Below are 18,652 nucleotides of genomic sequence, written 5' to 3' on the forward strand. Positions count from 1 at the left end.
TCACATCGGGCGACCGGAAAGCGCCGAGCGGGCTTCCTCGGTCATGCGCCTGACAATGTCGGCGGCCGGCGGCACGTCGTTTACGAGGCTCAGTCCTTCGCCGGCCAGAAGCGGCAGTTCCTCGAAATCGCCGCTGGCGCCGGTCATCGGCACCAGGTTGGTGAATTTGAGCAACGGCGTCGCCTCGCCAAGCAGGTCCATCTGTCCGACCACCGGCTCGCCGGAGTTGTCTGCCGGGATCTCGGCGACCCGATCCTGCCATTCCCGCACGACGCGGTTCTTCAGCACGCGGATGGGATTGAACTCGGGATGGTGGCGCCCGAAGACGTGGGTGAGCGTTGTATCGGCGGATCCGGCGGCGACGAGGCGCTGCTTGTACTCCTCGGCGACGGCGCTCTCTGCCGTCGCGACAAAGCGGGTCCCCACCCAGACACCGTCCGCGCCCAGCATCAGCGCCGCCGCCAGGCCGCGTCCGTCGGCAATGCCGCCGGAGGCAAGGACAATCGCCCGGTCCCCGACCGCATCGACGACGGCGGGCGTGAGCGCCATGGTTCCGGCGGTTCCGTAGTTGTGGCCACCGGCTTCCGAGCCCTGCGCGACGATGACGTCGACGCCGTCACCGACCGCCGCGCGGGCGTCCGCGACCGAGCCGACCTGTTCGAACACGTCGATCCCCGCCGCGTGCAGCTTGCCGATCCAATCAGCCGAAGGATGCCCCCAGTGGAACGAGACAGCTGCCGGCTTCATCTCGCACATCAGGTCGATATGGGTGTCCGTTGTGTAGCAGGTGATGAAATTGACATGGAACGGGCGCGAGGTTCCCGCCTGCACGCCGCCGACGAGCATCTGCACGCCCTCCGGCGGTATGATGCCGACACCGGCGATGGAACCGAGCGCTCCAGCCTCGCTGACCGCAATGCACAATGGCGGGGTCATGCCGGCAAAGGCCATGCCGGCCTGCACGATGGGTGTCGAAAGACCGTATTTGTCGGTCAGGCGCGTTGCGAGGCGGTCATCCATTTGCGGCTCCCTTTTGTCCGGGACCGTACTCGACCGCAATTTCGGATGCTTGCCTCAGGGTGAACGTGCCTGGCCTGAAAGCGCACTGTGTGTGCCGCACATTGCCGCTGACCGCGTTCAGTGTCATATTTTCACGATGGGAGCGGTGGCGTCAGGGTGGAATGTCTGGTCAACCGTCGGGCGCAACGACACGTTCGCGCACTGGCGCGAAGTGGTCTGCCAGGCATTCACGAAACTGACGCCGGAACGCATCGCGGACGGTCCGTTTGCCGGCGAAATCCGCCTCTCGCCGTTCGGCGGCATGGGTACGTTCTCGAAAATCACCGCGAGCCCGCAGCTTGTGCGGCGGCGTAACCGCGATGTCGAGGATCGGCCCTGCGACGCCGTTTTCGTCAACATCCAGGTGTCGGGGACGAGCGCGGTCCGCCAGTGCGGTGTCGAAGCGAAGCTCGCACCTGGTTCCTTTGTCATGCTGGATGCCCGCCGGCCTTTCGACATGCGTTTTGACGGGAATTTCAGGCAGGTCTGCATGCACCTGCCGATGGCGCTCCTCGATGCGCACGGATTCGATCCGGCGAAAGCCGTGGCGCGGTCGGTCGGCCGTGACGATGTGTTTGCCGCAGCCCTGCTCGACAGTGTCGATGCGATCCTTGATGAGGAAGATACCGAGGGCTCGCCCGATCATCTGGTGCATCTTCTCCGGCTGAGCTACGGCGATGGCCGGGCGGACATGCTCGCAGACCGGCACCTCAGACACATCAAGCAGTTCGTCGCCGGAAACTGCGCCGATCCTGCCATTTCACCCGGCGCCGTGGCAGCGCATTTCCGCATTTCCACGCGCCACCTGCACAAGCTCTTTGCCCGATCGGGAGTCACCTTCGGACAGTTCCTGTTGCGCTGCCGCCTGCGCAAGGCACGCATTGCCCTGCTGCTTCACCCGGCACGTCCGATCGTCGATATCGGCCTTGAAGCCGGGTTTCAGAGCGCAAGCCATTTCTCGCGCAGCTTTTCGCGGGAATTCGGGCTGTCACCTTCGCAAATGCGGCGCCGCTCTTGAGTGCCATTCGGAGAACCGGAAATCCGCTGCTCACCGTCGGAACCCGCGGCTGCGGGTGACACGCGCAACGATTGCGTTTAACTGAGGGTCGGCCGACCGAAATCCGGGGAGGGGACGTGCGTCTACTGATCATTTACTGTCATCCCTGCGAGGAGAGTTTTGTCGCGTCGGTTTTTGCCCGCGCGGTATCGACGCTGGAAGCGGGCGGGCACGATGTGCGCAGCATTGATCTCTACAGCGAGGGTTTCGATCCGGTTTTGGGGCGGGAGGAGTGGCAGTCCTATTTCAGCACGCCGGAGAAGAACATTGCGGCGCTCAAGGACCACACCGAGGCGCTGACCTGGGCCGACGGGCTGGTGCTGATCTTCCCGACATGGATGTACGGCCCGCCGGCCATGCTCAAGGGCTGGCTGGAACGGGTGAGCCTTCCGGGCATTGCATTCGACGTGGCGCCGGAAAAGAACGCGCGCATCGTCGGAAAGCTCAATAATATCAAGCGGTTTTGCGTCATTACCACGTCGGGCTCGCCGCGCTGGTGGTTGCGGATCGTGCGCGATCCGGGGCGCAATTTCCTGATGCGCGGGATGCGGATCATTTTCAGTCCGGCGTGCAAGGTCACCTGGCTGCAGCTCTACGACATGGACCATGCCAGCGATCGCGACCGCACACGCTTCCTCGACAAGGTCGAAAAGACGCTGTCAAAATTCTGACTCGGATCGGATGGGCCTATTGTGCATTGCACAATAATTAGGCCGCCCGCCTGTTTTTTCACAATTTCCGTCCATATCCGTCCCCGTATCGGGATTCAAGAAGTAGCAGCAACTATAGGAATTTATTGTAAAAAACATCAACTTCGTGAAACTGGCATACGGCTTGCAAAGTAATCGGTAGGTCCAGAGGGGACCATTACGAGGGTGCCGTAAAGGTGCTCCACAGACAGGTCGCCGGCCGTATCGCGGTCCGGTCGGGCACGTCCGGCCGGCGACCGAATGGAATATCGGAGCGCTGAACGGCGCATGCCGTCCGGCGGAGGACGAAGAGCAATTGTATGCGGTCCGCATGACCGGTTTATTCGCGAGCGCGATCTAGAAATATGCCGCAACGCCTGCCGTCTGTTTTGGTTGTCGACGAAAACACCGTGCGCGCCGCCATCATCGAGGCGGGCTTGCGTGAAGCCGGCCACGACCGGGTGACCGTCGTCGCGGACGTGACCGGGGTCGCCGGCAAGATCGCCGCCATTTCACCGGATGTCATCGTCATCGACCTGGAAAACCCGAACCGTGACATGCTTGAGAGCATGTTCCAGCTTTCCCGCGCGGTGAAACGCCCCATCGCCATGTTCGTGGACAGTTCCGACACGGATTCCATGGAACAGGCAATCGACGCGGGGGTTTCCGCCTATGTCGTCGACGGGCTGCGCCGGGAAAGGGTCAAGCCGATCCTCGACATGGCCATCAGCCGATTTAACGCCTATGCGCGGCTGGAGCGTGAGCTGGAGGATGCGCGCAGGGCGCTGCAGTCGCGCAAGGTCGTCGATCAGGCAAAGGCCTTGCTCATGCGCACGCGCGCCATGAGCGAGGATGAGGCCTACGCGCTGTTGCGCAAGACTGCGATGAACCAGAACCGCAAGATCTCTGATGTGGCGCAGAGCCTCGTCCTGGCGGCAGATCTGCTGAGAGAAGGGGATCGAGATGACTGACGTTACCGCCGCTTTTCTGCCCCTTACGGACAGTGCGATCCTGGTGGCGGCCCGGGAATGCGGCTTCGCCGAGGACGAGGGGATCGTGCTGTCGCTGTTGCGCGAGACGTCCTGGGCGAATGTCCGCGATCGCATGGCGATCGGACAATTCGAGGCGGCGCACATGCTGGCACCGATGCCGATTGCATTCGCGCTTGGGCTGACGCCGCTTTCGCTCGACGTGATTGCCCCGATGTCGCTCGGTCTCGGCGGCAATGCGGTGACGGTCAGCCGCTGGCTGTACGATCTGATGCAGCAGGCCAGACCGTTCGAGCCGGCCGATGCGGCGAATGCGGGAACCGCGCTGCGCATGGTCGCCAGGAACGGCAGGCGGCGTCTGCAACTGGCTGTCGTCCACCCGCATTCGGGGCACAATCTCGAACTGCGTTACTGGCTCGCAGCATCGGGAATCGCACCGGATCGGGATGTCGATATCGTCTTCGTGCCGCCGCCCTATATGCCCGATGCCCTGGCGTCGGGGCAGATAGACGGATTCTGCGTCGGCGAGCCTTGGAATTCGGTCGCCGTCAAGGCCGGCGACAGTGTCGTGGCGACGACCAAATCGGCGATCTGGAAATCGAGCCCCGAGAAGGTTCTCGGTGTCCGCGCCGATTGGGCCGAACGGAACGGAGAGGCGCTGGACGGGCTTTTACGCGCGCTCTACCGGGCCGCAAGGTGGTGCGGCGAACCGGAAAATTTCGATGCGCTGGCCGCGCTTCTTTCCCGTGACGACTATATCGGCAAACCGGCCGGGCTCATTCTGCGGGCGCTGAACGGTTCAGTGGCCGCACCGGCTAAGCCGGATCAGTCCGGATTTTACGAGCCCTTTGCGCGGGCAGCGACCTTCCCGTGGCAAAGCCATGCCCTGTGGTTCTACAGCCAGATGGTGCGCTGGGGGCAGGTGGAGCACAGCCGGGCGCGCGCAGTCGCCGCGGCACGCTGCTTCCGGCCGGACCTCTACCGGGCGGCGATCGAATCCCTGTCGGTTCCCATCCCGGCGGCGAACGCGAAGGTCGAGGGTGCGATGATAACCGCGCAGCCGGTCGGGTCGACCCACGGCACGCTGGTGCTCGGACCCGACGGTTTCTTCGACGGCAGGACCTTCGATCCGGACCGGCTTGATGCGTATCTGTCCGAGCAGTCCGGCAATCCGGGGAAAGCCGACGAGACCGTTTAACTCGAGGGCATGTTCCATCACTGATTATATTTTGAACGGCATCATGTGTGCGCTGCACAATTTGCAGCCAGCCCGAGAGCGGCCTCAACTGTGCCGGTAGCAGCCAGAAGTACGATAACGCATTGAATTGAAAGGAAATTCTCTTTCCTTATGCAAACTGGCACGTTTCCTGCTTTTAAATATTCAGCCTCCCAAGGCTTGATTTCGCGTCCAAAGGCGGGCGCCCCAGGCGAAGCTGCCAGCCGTGCGAGACCTCCCAAGACGAGGTCGGCACCGGTTGGCGGCTTTTTTATTTGGTGCCCGCGCGAGCGGCAGTCTCAACAGGAGCAACATAAATGATGTCAACCACCTTATGCCGAAGAGCGTTGATTGCGGCCGGCGCGGCCATTCTGGCCGGTTCGACGGCGTTTTCATCGGCCAGCGCAGAGATGCTCGATGTCGAGAAGGACGAGCTGAAATTCGGTTTCATCAAGCTGACCGATATGGCGCCTTTGGCGATCGCCTACGAGAAGGGCTATTTCGAGGACGAGGGGCTGTTCGTGACGCTAGAGCCGCAGGCCAACTGGAAGGTGCTCCTGGACCGGGTCATCACCGGAGAGCTCGACGGCGCGCATATGCTTGCCGGTCAGCCCCTGGCGGCAACGATCGGCTTCGGAACCAAGGCGCATATCGTGACGCCCTTTTCCATGGACCTGAACGGCAACGGCATCACCGTCTCCAACGAGATCTGGGCGATGATGAAGCCGAACATTCCGGTGGGCGACGACGGCAAGCCGGTGCACCCCATCAAGGCCGACGCGCTGAAGCCGGTCGTCGAGCAGTTCAAGTCCGAGGGCAAGCCGTTCAACATGGGCATGGTGTTCCCGGTCTCGACCCACAATTACGAGCTGCGCTACTGGCTGGCTTCCGGCGACATCCATCCGGGATTCTATTCGCCCACCGACGTTTCCGGCCAGATCAAGGCCGACGCGCTGCTGTCGGTGACGCCGCCGCCGCAGATGCCGGCGACGCTGGAGGCCGGCACCATCTACGGCTATTGCGTCGGCGAGCCGTGGAACCAGCAGGCGGTCTTCAAGGGCATCGGTGTTCCGGTGATCACCGACTACGAGATCTGGAAGAACAATCCGGAAAAGGTGTTCGGCCTCACCCGGGAATTCACCGAGGAGAACCCGAACACGACCCTGGCGCTCACCAAGGCGCTTATCCGCGCCGCCAAGTGGCTTGATGAGAACGACAACGCCAACCGCATGGAGGCCGTCGAGATCCTCGCACGGTCGGAATATGTCGGCGCCGACGCCGAGGTGATCGCCAATTCGATGACCGGCACGTTCGAATATGAAAAGGGTGACGCCCGGCCGGTGCCGGACTTCAATGTCTTCTACCGGTATTATGCGACCTATCCCTACTACTCCGACGCCGTCTGGTACCTGACGCAGATGCGCCGCTGGGGCCAGATCCCGGAAGCGAAGCCGGACAGCTGGTACGACGAGGTGGCCAGATCGGTCTACCGCCCGGACATCTATCTCAAGGCCGCCCGCATGCTGGTCGATGAGGGGCATGTCGCCGAAGCGGATTTTCCTTGGGAAACCGACGGATATCGCCCACCGACACCGGCCGCCGACATCATCGACGGCATACCCTATGACGGCCGCCAGCCGAACGCCTATATCGACTCGCTTCCGATCGGCCTGAAGGGCAACCAGACAGTCGACGGTTCCGAGGTTGTCGGCGGCTAACCCCAACATTCCCCTGAACCCGGGACGACCGGTCGCGGCGGGCCGCCCCGGGAAGGAATGAAAAGAGAGACATCATGACCACAAGCAATCCGACCGTCGACGAACAGTCATCCACGAAGCGCGAGAAGCTGTTTACCTGGATCAACCGCGCCTCGGGCTGGCTCGACGCGCTGGGCTTTTCCTGGCTCGTGCCGCTGCTGAAAATGGCGGCGGGTGATAATCCGCGCGAACAGATGAAAGAGTTGCAGCGCGCGCTCCTGATTCCGCTTGCGGGCATTCTCGTCTTCCTGGCCGCCTGGGGCATGCTGGCGCCGCAGGTCCAGACGTCCCTCGGCGCCATTCCCGGCCCGGTGCAGGTCTGGGAACAGGCGATCAATCTCGTCGCCGATCACAACAACGAGCGTGCCAAGGCCGCAGCCTTTTACGAGCGGCAGGAAAAGCGCAACGCCAAACTCGAAGCCGAGGGCAAGGCCGAAAAGGTGAAATGGCGCGACTACACCGGCAAGCCGACCTATTTCGACCAGATCCTCACTTCGCTGAAGACGGTCGGCCTCGGCTTCCTGATCGCCACTATGATTGCCGTGCCGCTCGGCATTGCTTCGGGCCTGTCAAAGGCCTTCAACGGCGCGATCAACCCGCTGATCCAGATCTTCAAGCCGGTCTCGCCGCTCGCCTGGCTGCCGATCGTCACCATGGTGGTCTCGGCGCTCTATATCGATCCGGTCGACGCGTTTCCCAAATCGCTGGTGATCTCGGCGGTCACGGTGACGCTGTGCTCGCTGTGGCCGACACTGATCAACACGGCGCTGGGTGTCGCTTCCGTCGACAAGGACCTGATGAATGTCGGGCGGGTGCTGCAGCTTCCCACCCGTAAGACCGTCACCAAGGTGGTGCTGCCGTCGGCGCTGCCGCTGATCTTCACCGGGCTGCGCCTGTCGCTCGGCGTCGGCTGGATGGTGCTGATCGCTGCCGAGATGCTGGCGCAGAACCCCGGCCTCGGCAAATTCGTCTGGGACGAGTTCCAGAACGGATCGTCCCAGTCTCTCGCCAGGATCATGGTCGCGGTTCTGACCATCGGCCTCATCGGCTTCATGCTCGACCGTCTGATGTATGCGCTGCAGCGCGCCTTCACATTCTCGGCGAACCGGTAAAGGAGACGCCATGTCATTTCTCGAAATCACCGGCCTTTCGAAACACTACGGCGAGGGGATCGGGCGCACGGAGGTGCTCACAGACGTCAATCTCAAGGTCGAGGAGGGCGAGTTCATTGCCATTGTCGGCTTTTCCGGTTCGGGCAAGACGACGCTGATGTCGCTGCTTGCCGGGCTGATCAAGGCCGATGAAGGCGGCGTCATCTTCAAGGGCAAGGAGGTGGACCGCCCGGGCCGCGAGCGGGCCCTGGTCTTCCAGTCCTATTCGCTGATGCCGTGGCTCTCGGTGGCCGGCAATGTCAGCCTTGCCGTGGACTCCGTCTTCTCCGGCAAATCCGCCGCCGAGCGCCGGGAAATCGTCGACAAGTACATCGACATGGTCGGCCTAAGCCACGCCCGCGACCGCCGGCCGGCGGAGCTTTCCGGCGGCATGCGCCAGCGTGTCGCCGTGGCCCGGGCGCTCGCCATGCGGCCCGAAGTGCTGCTGCTCGACGAGCCCCTGTCGGCGCTCGATGCGCTGACCCGCGCGAAACTGCAGGATGAATTCGCCGAGATCAGCCGCAAGGAAAAGAAGACCATCATCCTGGTCACCAATGACGTGGACGAGGCGATCCTGCTCGCCGACCGGATCATCCCGCTGACGCCAGGACCGAACGCGACGCTGGGTGAGGAATTCGTCGTCGATCTGCCGCAACCGCGTGACCGCGGCGAAATGAACCACAACGACGCGTTCATCCGGCTGCGGACCGGCATCACCAAATACCTGATGAATCTGGGCGCCGAGCGCGGTGTCGATGCCGGCCGTGATATCGAACTTCCGAATGTCGTTCCGATCACCCAGAAGGCGCGGCTGCCGGACGCCTATGTCCGGGCGGCCGAAAGCCGCATCGACGATCGCTATCTGGAGTTCAGCCAGCTCAAGAAGGTGTACCCGACACCGAAGGGCCCGCTGACCGTCGTTGAAGGCTTCGACCTGAAGATGCGCAAGGGCGAATTCATCACCTTGATCGGGCATTCGGGCTGCGGCAAGTCCACCGTGCTCTCCATGGTCGCCGGCCTCAACAAGATCACCGGGGGCAGCATTATCCTCGACGGCACCCACGTCACCCGTGCGGGACCGGAGCGCGCCGTGGTCTTCCAGGCGCCTTCGTTGATGCCGTGGTTGACAGCCTACGAGAATGTCGAACTCGGCGTCGACAAGGTCTATCCGGACGCCAATTGGGCGGAGAAGCGGGACATCATCGAGTACTATCTTTCCAAGGTCGGACTGGGCGATGCCATGCAACGCCCGGCGGCTGCCCTTTCCAACGGCATGAAGCAGCGCGTCGGCATTGCCCGCGCCTTCGCGCTTTCGCCCAAGCTTCTGCTTCTGGACGAGCCGTTCGGCATGCTCGACAGCCTGACCCGCTGGGAGCTTCAGGACGTGCTCATGGACGTGTGGAAACGAACGCAGGTCACGGCGATCTGCGTGACCCATGATGTCGACGAGGCGATCCTCCTGGCCGACCGCGTGGTGATGATGTCGAACGGTCCGAACGCTAGGATCGGCAACATCATGGATGTCGATCTGCCGCGCCCGAGGTCGCGCAAGGCGCTGATCGCCCATCCCGACTACTACGCCTACCGCGAGGAACTGCTCGACTTCCTCGAAGCCTATGAAGGCGGTGCCGATCCCGACGAGGCGCAGCTTGAATCGATCAAGCGCAAGCGGGCGGCGCGCATCGCCCGGCAGAACGGATCATCCATGGAAGCGGCGCAATAGGAATGAGGGCCATGAAACAGAAACTGGTGATCATCGGAAACGGCATGGCACCGGGCCGCATGCTCGAACATCTGTTCGAACGCGCGCCGGACGCGTTTGACGTGACGATCTTCAACGCGGAACCGCGCGTCAATTACGACCGCATCATGCTTTCCCCGGTGCTTTCGGGCGAAAAGAGCTTCGAGGAAATCGTCATCCACGGCGACGGCTGGTATATCGAGCGCGGCATCACCCTCTACAAGGGTCACCGCATCGATGCCATCGATCGCGATGCGGGAACGGTGACGTCCGACCAGGGCGTGACGGAATGCTACGACAAGCTGGTGATCGCCACCGGCTCCGTGCCGTTCGTCATTCCCGTGCCAGGCAACGACCTGCCGGGGGTTCTCACCTACCGCGATCTCGACGACGTCAATGCCATGCTGCTTGCCGCCCAGGCGCGCAGCAAGGCTGTAGTGATCGGCGGCGGGCTTCTCGGTCTCGAGGCGGCGGCCGGGCTGAAAGAACGAGGCATGGACGTGACGGTGCTTCACCTGATGCCGACCCTCATGGAGCGTCAACTCGATTCTTCGGCCGGCTATCTTCTGCAGCGTGAGCTGGAGGGCAGGGGCATCAACATCATCACCAAGGCCACCACCAGGGCAATCGTCGGCGACGGCTATGTCGAGGGCGTGAAACTCGATGACGGGACGGTGATCCCGGCTTCGCTCGTCGTCATGGCTGCGGGCATCCGGCCGAATGCGGGCCTCGGCAAGGCGGCAGGTCTCGACGTCAGTCGTGGCATCGTGGTCGACGGCTGCATGCGCACCAGCGATCCCGACATCTATGCGCTCGGAGAGTGCGCCGAGGTCGGCGGCGAGGTCTATGGCCTTGTCGCGCCGCTCTACCAGATGGCGCGTGTCGCAGCCGGCCATCTGGCGGGCGTTCCAACGGAAGCGTTCCAGCATGCCGAAACGCCCACGAAACTCAAGGTGACCGGCGTCGACCTGTTCTCGCTCGGCGACTTCGCGGAAGGGGATGACCGGGAGGAAATCGTACTGCGCGACGCGTCGGCCGGCGTCTACAAGCGGCTGGTGCTGAAAGAGGACCGGATCATCGGCGTGGTGCTCTACGGCGAGACCGCCGACGGCGCCTGGTTTACCGACCTGCACAAGAAACAGGCGGACATCTCGGACCTGCGCGATACGCTGATATTCGGACAGGCCTACCAGGGGGGCGCTTCCGCGGACCCTATGGCGGCCGTTGCAGCCCTGCCGGAGGATGCTTAGATCTGCGGCTGCAACGGCGTGTGCAAGGGAAAAATCACCGAGACGATCACCGCCAAGGGCCTGACAACGCTGGACGATGTCCGCGCTCACACCAAGGCATCGGCATCCTGCGGGAGCTGCACCGGGCTCGTCGAGCAGCTCATGACCCTAACACTAGGCGATCGGTACAACCCGGCGGCGGTCGCGTCGATGTGCGGCTGCACGGATCTCGGTCACGACGACGTGCGACGGCTGATTAAGGCCAAGGAGCTGAAAACCATCCCGGCCGTCATGCAGGAGCTTGAGTGGAAAACCTCCTGCGGCTGCGCCAAGTGCCGTCCGGCGCTCAACTACTACCTCGTCTGCGACTGGCCGGACGAATATGCGGACGACTACCAGTCGCGCTTCATCAACGAACGGGTGCACGCCAATATCCAGAAGGACGGCACCTATTCCGTGGTTCCGCGCATGTGGGGCGGACAGACAAGCGCCAAGGAACTGCGGGCGATCGCCGATGTCGTCGACCGCTTCGAGATTCCGACGGTGAAGGTGACCGGCGGACAGCGTATCGACATGCTCGGCATCAGGAAAGAGGATCTTCCCGCCGTGTGGGCGGAGCTGGGCAAGGCCGGCTTCGTGTCCGGGCATGCCTATGCCAAGGGGTTGAGAACCGTCAAAACCTGCGTCGGGTCGGACTGGTGCCGTTTCGGCACGCAGGATTCCACCGGGCTCGGGGTGCGCATCGAAAAGTTCATGTGGGGCTCGTGGACGCCGGCCAAGGTGAAGATGGCGGTCTCGGGCTGCCCGCGCAACTGCGCGGAGGCGACCTGCAAGGATGTCGGCGTCATCTGCGTCGAATCCGGCTACGAGATCCATTTTGCCGGCGCCGCCGGTCTCGACATCAAGGGTACGGAAGTGCTCGGCCTCGTCGCAACGGAGGAGGAGGTGCTCGAGCACATCGTGGCGCTGGTCCAGATGTACCGCGAGCAGGGGCGCTATCTGGAGCGGATCTACAAATGGGCGAAGCGCATCGGCTATGACGAGGTCCGCCGCCAGATCCTTGAGGATGCGGACAGGCGCAAGGCCTATTACGGCCGTTTCGTTCATTCGCAGAAATTCGCGCAGGTCGATCCCTGGTCCGAGCGCGTGTCGGGCGCCGACAAACACGAGTTCCGGCCGATGGCGACGATATCCCTGGAGGCGGCGCAATGAACGCGATAACGCAGAGCTGGGTGGAAATCGGGGTCCTGGACGATATCCCGCGGCGCGGCGCAAGGTGTGTCCGGTATGGCGAGATGACGATCGCGGTGTTCCGCACCGCCGATGACCGGGTCTTCGCGCTCGAAGACCGCTGCCCCCACCAGAACGGGCCGCTCAGTCAGGGCATCGTCCATGACGGCTGCGTTACCTGTCCTTTGCACAATTGGGTCATTTCCCTGGAATCCGGCGAGGCCCAGGGCGCCGACGAGGGTGCTACGGCGGCGTTTCCGGTCAAGGTGGAGGGCAACAGTGTCCTTCTGGCGCTCGGCGAGGGCCGATGACGAAGGCGAGCGAATCCGAAGGGATCAGCAACATGGCGGGCAGGGAGGCGCCGGAACCGCCGACGGTCCGCACCACCTGTCCCTATTGCGGGGTCGGCTGCGGCATCCTCGCCGGCCGGCATCCGGGCGGATCGGTCTCGATCACGGGCGACCATGAACACCCGGCCAATTTCGGCAGGCTGTGCTCGAAGGGGTCGGCACTGGGCGAGACCGTCGATCTTGACGGCCGGCTGCTGTTCCCGCAGGTCGACGGACGGCGTGTGCCATGGGATGACGCGCTCGATCTGGTGGCGCAGCGTTTCTCAGAGGCCATCGCCAGTCACGGCCCGGACAGCGTCGCGTTCTATGTCTCGGGGCAACTGCTGACCGAGGACTATTATGTCGCCAACAAGCTGATGAAGGGCTTCATTGGTTCGGCCAATATCGACACGAATTCGCGTCTGTGCATGGCTTCCAGCGTCGCCGGCCACCGCCGCGCCTTCGGGACCGACACCGTTCCGGGAACCTATGAGGATCTCGAACTGGCGGACCTCGTGGTGGTGACCGGATCGAACCTCGCCTGGTGTCATCCGGTCCTTTACCAGCGCCTCCTTGCGGCGAAGGCCGCGCGGCCGCAGATGCGCGTCGTCCTCATCGACCCGCGCGCGACCATGACGGATCACATCGCCGATCTTCACCTTGCCATCAAGGCCGACGGCGATGCAGCACTGTTTTGCGGACTGCTTGCGCATATCGCCGCTTCGAGTCATCTCGACCGCACCTACATTGAAAAGCACACCGACGGTTTCGCGGCCGCACTGGCGGCGGCCCGGGCGCTATCGCTGGATGAGATTGTCAGGCAGACCGGCCTGCCGGCCGGACAGATCGGGGAATTCTACCGGCTGTTCGCGAACGCCGAGAGGACGGTCACCATCTACAGCCAGGGCGTCAACCAGTCGTCCGGGGGAACCGACAAGGTCAATGCGATCATCAACTGCCATCTCGCGACGGGCCGTATCGGCAGGCCGGGCGCGGGGCCGTTCTCGGTCACCGGCCAGCCGAACGCAATGGGCGGTCGCGAAGTCGGCGGGCTTGCGAACATGCTCGCAAGCCACATGGATATCGAGAACGCGGCGCACCGCGATATTGTCGGCCGGTTCTGGGGATCTCGGGGCGCTGCCGAAAAGTCGGGCCTGAAAGCGGTCGATCTCTTTCGGGCTGTCGGAGATGGGCGCATCAAGGCGCTGTGGATCATGGCGACGAACCCGGTCGACTCGCTTCCCGATGCAAATGCGGTGCAGGCCGCTCTGGAAGCGTGCCCGTTCGTCGTCGTCTCCGACATGATGGCCGATACCGATACGGTGCGGCATGCCCATGTGCGCCTTCCGGCGCTCGCCTGGGGCGAGAAGGACGGAACCGTCACCAATTCCGAGCGGCGCATATCGCGCCAGCGCGCATTCCTGCCTCCGCCGGGCGAAGCGAAGCCCGATTGGTGGCATGTGTGCCAGGTTGCCCGCCGGATGGGATATTCGGAGGCCTTCGACTATGCCGGACCGGCGGAGATCTACCGGGAGCACGCCGCGCTGACGGGTTTCGAGAACAACGGGTCCCGCGATCTCGATATCGGAGCGCACGCAGCGATTACGAAAGCCGAATTCGACCGGATGATGCCGTTTCAATGGCCGCTGAGACAAGGTCAACCGGACGGCGACACGCGGTTCTTTGCCGATGGCGGCTTCTACACCACGAACCGCCGTGGCCGCTTTATCGCTGTCGATGCCGCGCGGCCAGAGAGGATGTCCGATGCCTTTCCGCTTGTGCTGAACACCGGGCGCGTGCGCGACCACTGGCATACGATGACGCGCACCGCAAAGAGCCATCGGCTCAGCGGGCATGCAACCGAACCCTATTGCGAAATGCATCCCGATGATGCCGCCGTGCTGGGCATTGGGGCCGGCACGCTGGTGCGGGTCGAGAACGCACACGGCACGGTGGTGGCACGGGCCCTGCTCTCGGACCGGCAAGCAAGGGGCTCGGTCTTCGTCCCCATGCACTGGACCGATCAGAATTCCGCCAGGGGCCGGATCAATGCGCTCGTTCCGCCGGTCATCGATCCCGTTTCCGGCCAGCCGGCATCCAAGAATGTGGCCGTTCGGGTCGCGGCGTTGCCCGTGGCGCACTACGGGTATGCCGTGCTTGCCGCGCGGCCGGGCGGCGATATGCCGGATTACTGGGCACTGGCGCGGGAATCCGGCGGGTGGAGCGTCGAGTTTGCCAGTTTTACGGGGGTGGGGGATGTCAGCACCCGGGCGCGCGCCATGGCCGGTGCGGCTGGCGAAACCGAATTGCTGACGTATCGCGACGAAGCGACCGGATCGGAGCGGGTGGCGCTGTTTCAGGACAGTCGGCTGATCGGTGCGTTTTTCTTTTCGCAGCGCCCGATCGTCATCGCGCGAGCGCATGTCGCCGAGGAACTGCACACGGTCTTCGGCGATCCGCGCAGCCGTTGTCGCGTCGTCGCCGGACAGCCGGGCAGCGGGCGCCCGGATCCGGGACGCATCGTGTGCTCATGCCTCACCGTGGGTGTCAACCAGATCAATGCGGCCCTCGATGGCGGTTGCCCGGATGCGGACGCCATCGGCCGGGCGCTGGGCGCGGGAACGAATTGCGGCTCGTGCCGCTCCGAAATCCAGGCAATTATCAATGAACGAACAACCCAAGCCGCTGAATAGAACTGGGAGCGAAAACAGCGCCGCGCGGATCAAGCCGCTTCCGGTTTTACCGGTGTTCCTGAAGCTGAGGAACAGGCGCGCCGTCGTTGTCGGCGGATCGGAGGCCGCCGCCTGGAAAGCGGAACTGCTTGCCGCCGCGGGAGCCCTGGTCGATATCTTCGCGCCGGCTCCGTCGGCGCAGATTCTGCAACTGGAACACACACCGGCTCGGGACCGGATCACAATCCGCAGGCGCCGCTGGACCGCCGCCAGCTTTTCCGATGCGGCGATCGTCGTCGCGGATGCACAGTCCGAAGCGGAAGCGAAAGCGATGAAGCAGGCGGCAAAAGCCGCCGGCGTTCCTCTCAACGTCATCGACCGGCCGGACCATTGCGACGTCCAGTTCGGATCGATCGTCAATCGCGCGCCGGCCGTCGTCGCCATTTCGACGGACGGCGCCGCGCCGATCCTCGGACAGGCGATAAGGCGGCGCATCGAAACGCTTTTGCCGCCGGCGCTGGCGGACTGGGCGGATATCGCGAAGACCTTGCGGGCGACGGTCGGCAAACGTCTTCAGCAGGGGCGGCAGAGACGCATTTTCTGGGAACGGTTCTCCCGGGCTGCCCTTTCAAGGCCGTGCCATGTCGATGAGCGGACACTGCTCGTTGCCGCCATGGAGAGGATCGCGGCCGAGGTCGATGCAACAGGCGGACTCGTCACAATTATCGGCGGCGGCTCGGGCGATCCCGAGCTTTTGACCATCAAGGCGGTGCACGCGCTGCAAAGCGCCGATGCCATCTTGTACGACCATCCGTCGGCCGATCGTATTCTGGAACTCGCGCGGCGCGAAGCGTCCCGGTCGCCTGTGGAACCGGTTTCCGAACAGGAAATACCGGACCTCGCCGATAGGCTGGAAGAATTGGCGGACGGCGGACGGCACGCGGTGTGGGTGATACCGGGCAACCCCGCGGCCTGTTCCATTGTCGCCCGGTTGAAAGGCATTGCAACCGCGCGGGGAACGACCGTTAGCGTCGTTCCGGGTGTCTCGAATACTACTGCCGAAGCTCGGACGCCAGAAACCCGGAAAGCGCCTGCGCGGCGCGTCCGGTCTGCTCGATCTGCAGGTAGTGCCCGCAATCATCGAGCGCGACGTATTTCGCGTCTTTGAGCGTGCCGGCCAGGGCCTCGCTCTTGTCCGCCGGCACCATCTTGTCGGCCGCGGCGGCAATGATCAATACGGGGATGTCGACATTGTCCAGGCGGTCCGACACGTCGAAACCGCTGCAGGCGAAATAATCGTCGTAGACGACCTGCGGGCCGGCCTCGAGCAGGCGCTGACGGCCCTTCTGCTTGAAGAAATCGCCGGTGTTGCGGTGCCAGGAATATTTGACGAGATTGTCGACCGTCGCCTCGAAACTGTTCTGCAAGCCCTCGAGGATTGCCGGGCTGACCGAGAGCTTGCTCGATCCCGCGACGAGGGCGACCGCGCACAGGCGCGGATTGCGCTCAGCAGCGAGTGTGAGCGCGATCCCGGCGCCCATGGAGTGACCGACGAGGAAGACATTGTCCAGGTCAAGCGCGTCGAGAAAAGCGGCGACCGACCGCGCGTAGGCCTCGACGGTCTGCTGGCTGGAGCCGCCCGACTGGCCGTGCCCGGGCAGATCGATCGCATAGGCTGGAAACTTCTCAAGCCCGCCGTCGTGCGACTTGGGTGTCAGACCGACGAGCCGCGTCATGTCGGCGTTGCTTCGCCACGCCACCGGCCAGTCGGCCATCTGTCCGCCGGCGCCGTGCACGAGCACGATCGTCGGACAGTTATTCTCCGGCTCGACACCATTGAAGCTGTAAGCCAGTTCAAAATCTCCGACCGATACTTTCGGCATGGGGTCTCCTCAATCTGACCGAATGTCGTCCAGCAACTGTTCAAGCAGATGCCGCTGGATCTTTCCACTGGTCGAGCGTGGAAAATCGTCAAAGGCGATCAAGCGAATTTCACGCGGGTGTTTATAGCGGGCGAGCGAATCCGCGCAGCGCCGCATCAGCGCATCCTCCGTCAGCCGGTTATCCGAGACCGAGACAAAGGCAACCGGGACTTCGCCCCATCTGTGATCGGCCGTGCGCACCACGGCGGCATCGGTGACGCCCGGATCGGCGAGCAGCACCCGCTCGATCTCGGCCGGATAGACATTCTCGCCACCGGTCTTGATGAGGTATTTCGCCCGGTCGACGAAGTCCAGCGTGCCGTCCGGGTTGCGGCGGAACATGTCGCCCATGTGGAACCAGCCGCCGCGAAAACACTCGGCGTTGGCCTCGTGGGCATTCCAGTAGCCGGAAAACAGCGTCGGACCGCGCAGCGCCAGATCACCCGGCTCGCCGTCAGCGACGTCATTGTCGTCGGCGTCGACAAGCCGAACCTCGCAAAAGGCGGTCTGACTTTTGGAGAGCGTCTCGGGAACATCTCCCGGTTCAATCCGGCCGCGCGATGCCGGTGCGAGACCTGTCTCGGTGGCGCCGAAGGAATTGGCGTAGGGCGTCCCGAGGATGCGGGTCACCTCGGCGATCTGTTGCGGTGGGACGAGGTCGGCCATGGCGCCGCAGATCCTGATGCCGTGCGGTTTGACCTCGGCGGCCCTGCAGGCGGCGATGAATTCCTCGATCATGCCCGGTATCAGCACCAGCCAGCCGATCGGCTGGCGTTCGATCGCGGCAATGATTTCCTCCGCATTGTAGCCGTCGACCACGGCAACAAGGCCGCCGCGCATCAGGGTCGACAGCGCGTGGTCGGTCGAGGCCATGTGGAAAAGCGGTGCCCATGCGACGAAACCGTCATCGGGCGCAAGCGCCCATTCCGATGAAAACACCAGCGAGCGGGCGATCATCGCCCGGTGGCTGATCACAGCGCCCTTGGGCAGTCCCGTCGTGCCGCTGGTATAGAGGATGATCAGGCCGTCTTCCGGCTCGACCTCACTCTCCACCGCGGTGTCGGAAGAACCGGCAAGAAGCGCCTCGTAGGGCTCGCCCAGCAGAAGAAGCGGCGCATCGGTTGGCTGTGGAACATCGGCCGCCAGTTCATCTTCGCAGATGATCAGCGACGGCGCGACGAGTGCGATGCAATGGGACAGCTCGTCCTCCGTCAGCCGCCAGTTCAGGCAGCAGACGATGGCGCCGATGGCCGCCGCCGCGAGTTCCAGCTCGATATATTCCATCCTGTTGTGGGACAGGATGGCGACACGGTCGCCACGCCTTACGCCCCTTGCCAGCAGCACGTTGGCGAGGCGGTTGGTGCGCGACAGCAATTCACCATAGGAGCGTTCCCTGCCGTCCTGGCGGAGCGCCGGCGCATCCGGTGTAACCAAGGCCCGGGCGCGAAAAAGCCCGTAAACCGTGGACCGGCCGGCCTGGGCCGATTGTCCGTACATCATGCGCGCCTCCCTAATCAATGAACGGATGTTACACAAAAAACAAATGAATGTTAGTTTTTTTCCGTCTGTGGACAGCGCGGTCGATTGACACCGATTTTGACCGCAAATATT

The 18,652-nt window shown here is 63.5% G+C and carries 13 protein-coding genes and 1 pseudogene; 11 read left to right on the forward strand and 3 right to left on the reverse strand.

Annotated elements, in window-relative coordinates; translation table 11 throughout:
• Positions 1-1,020: a nitronate monooxygenase gene (locus tag E4M07_RS02700; RefSeq protein ID WP_136656741.1), complete on the reverse strand. Its 1,020-nt coding sequence runs from the start codon at positions 1,018-1,020 to the stop codon at positions 1-3.
• 145 nt (positions 1,021-1,165) lie between these two features.
• Here E4M07_RS02700 and E4M07_RS02705 point away from each other — a divergent pair, with 145 nt between their 5' ends.
• From E4M07_RS02705 to E4M07_RS02755, 11 genes and pseudogenes are all read left to right on the forward strand, one after another.
• A complete protein-coding gene (locus E4M07_RS02705; protein WP_169054062.1) occupies positions 1,166-2,077 on the forward strand; it encodes a helix-turn-helix domain-containing protein in 912 nt (303 codons plus the stop codon).
• A 116-nt stretch (positions 2,078-2,193) separates the two neighbouring features.
• Positions 2,194-2,787 carry an NAD(P)H-dependent oxidoreductase gene (locus tag E4M07_RS02710; protein ID WP_169054063.1) on the forward strand — a complete coding sequence of 198 codons (594 nt, stop codon included), beginning with the start codon at positions 2,194-2,196 and terminating at the stop codon, positions 2,785-2,787.
• A 383-nt stretch (positions 2,788-3,170) separates the two neighbouring features.
• Entirely contained in the window at positions 3,171-3,776 is a 606-nt protein-coding gene (locus tag E4M07_RS02715; protein ID WP_136656744.1) for an ANTAR domain-containing response regulator, read from the forward strand.
• Positions 3,769-4,992, forward strand: coding sequence for a CmpA/NrtA family ABC transporter substrate-binding protein (locus tag E4M07_RS02720; RefSeq protein ID WP_136656745.1), 1,224 nt, complete (start codon positions 3,769-3,771; stop codon positions 4,990-4,992). The genes E4M07_RS02715 and E4M07_RS02720 overlap by 8 nt, the downstream gene beginning before the upstream one ends.
• Before the next feature lie 335 nt (positions 4,993-5,327).
• A complete protein-coding gene (locus E4M07_RS02725) occupies positions 5,328-6,728 on the forward strand; it encodes a CmpA/NrtA family ABC transporter substrate-binding protein (RefSeq protein WP_206057160.1) in 1,401 nt (466 codons plus the stop codon).
• A gap of 74 nt (positions 6,729-6,802) precedes the next feature.
• Positions 6,803-7,879, forward strand: a complete 1,077-nt coding sequence (locus E4M07_RS02730; protein ID WP_136656746.1) for an ABC transporter permease — start codon at positions 6,803-6,805, stop codon at positions 7,877-7,879.
• 10 nt (positions 7,880-7,889) lie between these two features.
• Positions 7,890-9,641, forward strand: a complete 1,752-nt coding sequence (locus tag E4M07_RS02735; protein WP_136656747.1) for a nitrate ABC transporter ATP-binding protein — start codon at positions 7,890-7,892, stop codon at positions 9,639-9,641.
• An 11-nt stretch (positions 9,642-9,652) separates the two neighbouring features.
• A pseudogene (nirB, locus tag E4M07_RS02740) lies at positions 9,653-12,100 on the forward strand (nitrite reductase large subunit NirB).
• Complete coding sequence (gene nirD / locus E4M07_RS02745; protein ID WP_136656748.1) at positions 12,097-12,429, forward strand: nitrite reductase small subunit NirD; 333 nt, start codon at positions 12,097-12,099, stop codon at positions 12,427-12,429. Before nirB ends, nirD begins: the two are co-directional and overlap by 4 nt.
• Before the next feature lie 32 nt (positions 12,430-12,461).
• Positions 12,462-15,140: a nitrate reductase gene (locus E4M07_RS02750; protein ID WP_136657477.1), complete on the forward strand. Its 2,679-nt coding sequence runs from the start codon at positions 12,462-12,464 to the stop codon at positions 15,138-15,140.
• Positions 15,112-16,287 carry an NAD(P)-dependent oxidoreductase gene (locus tag E4M07_RS02755; protein ID WP_169054064.1) on the forward strand — a complete coding sequence of 392 codons (1,176 nt, stop codon included), beginning with the start codon at positions 15,112-15,114 and terminating at the stop codon, positions 16,285-16,287. The genes E4M07_RS02750 and E4M07_RS02755 overlap by 29 nt, the downstream gene beginning before the upstream one ends.
• On the opposite strand, the gene E4M07_RS02760 is transcribed toward E4M07_RS02755, so the two are convergent.
• Both E4M07_RS02760 and E4M07_RS02765 read right to left on the reverse strand, forming a co-directional pair.
• Positions 16,172-17,002: an alpha/beta fold hydrolase gene (locus tag E4M07_RS02760; protein ID WP_136656750.1), complete on the reverse strand. Its 831-nt coding sequence runs from the start codon at positions 17,000-17,002 to the stop codon at positions 16,172-16,174. The two genes, E4M07_RS02755 and E4M07_RS02760, sit on opposite strands and share 116 nt — an antisense overlap.
• Positions 17,003-17,011: 9 nt before the next feature.
• The gene (locus E4M07_RS02765; protein ID WP_206057161.1) at positions 17,012-18,541 is read right to left on the reverse strand and encodes an AMP-binding protein; all 1,530 of its coding nucleotides are present in this window, start codon (positions 18,539-18,541) and stop codon (positions 17,012-17,014) included.
• Positions 18,542-18,652 lie beyond the last annotated feature (111 nt).

Origin of the sequence: Nitratireductor sp. XY-223 (genome assembly GCF_004959855.1) — a bacterium.
Taxonomy (GTDB): Bacteria; Pseudomonadota; Alphaproteobacteria; order Rhizobiales; family Rhizobiaceae; genus Hoeflea_A.

Coding starts and splice junctions, on each gene's coding strand:
- E4M07_RS02765 (WP_206057161.1), bottom strand. CDS start 18,541: ATGATGTACGGACAATCGGCCCAGGCCGGCCGGTCCACGGTTTACGGG.
- E4M07_RS02760 (WP_136656750.1), bottom strand. CDS start 17,002: ATGCCGAAAGTATCGGTCGGAGATTTTGAACTGGCTTACAGCTTCAAT.
- E4M07_RS02715 (WP_136656744.1), top strand. CDS start 3,171: ATGCCGCAACGCCTGCCGTCTGTTTTGGTTGTCGACGAAAACACCGTG.
- E4M07_RS02750 (WP_136657477.1), top strand. CDS start 12,462: ATGGCGGGCAGGGAGGCGCCGGAACCGCCGACGGTCCGCACCACCTGT.
- E4M07_RS02755 (WP_169054064.1), top strand. CDS start 15,112: ATGAACGAACAACCCAAGCCGCTGAATAGAACTGGGAGCGAAAACAGC.
- E4M07_RS02720 (WP_136656745.1), top strand. CDS start 3,769: ATGACTGACGTTACCGCCGCTTTTCTGCCCCTTACGGACAGTGCGATC.
- E4M07_RS02735 (WP_136656747.1), top strand. CDS start 7,890: ATGTCATTTCTCGAAATCACCGGCCTTTCGAAACACTACGGCGAGGGG.
- E4M07_RS02700 (WP_136656741.1), bottom strand. CDS start 1,020: ATGGATGACCGCCTCGCAACGCGCCTGACCGACAAATACGGTCTTTCG.
- E4M07_RS02730 (WP_136656746.1), top strand. CDS start 6,803: ATGACCACAAGCAATCCGACCGTCGACGAACAGTCATCCACGAAGCGC.
- nirD (WP_136656748.1), top strand. CDS start 12,097: ATGAACGCGATAACGCAGAGCTGGGTGGAAATCGGGGTCCTGGACGAT.
- E4M07_RS02725 (WP_206057160.1), top strand. CDS start 5,328: ATGATGTCAACCACCTTATGCCGAAGAGCGTTGATTGCGGCCGGCGCG.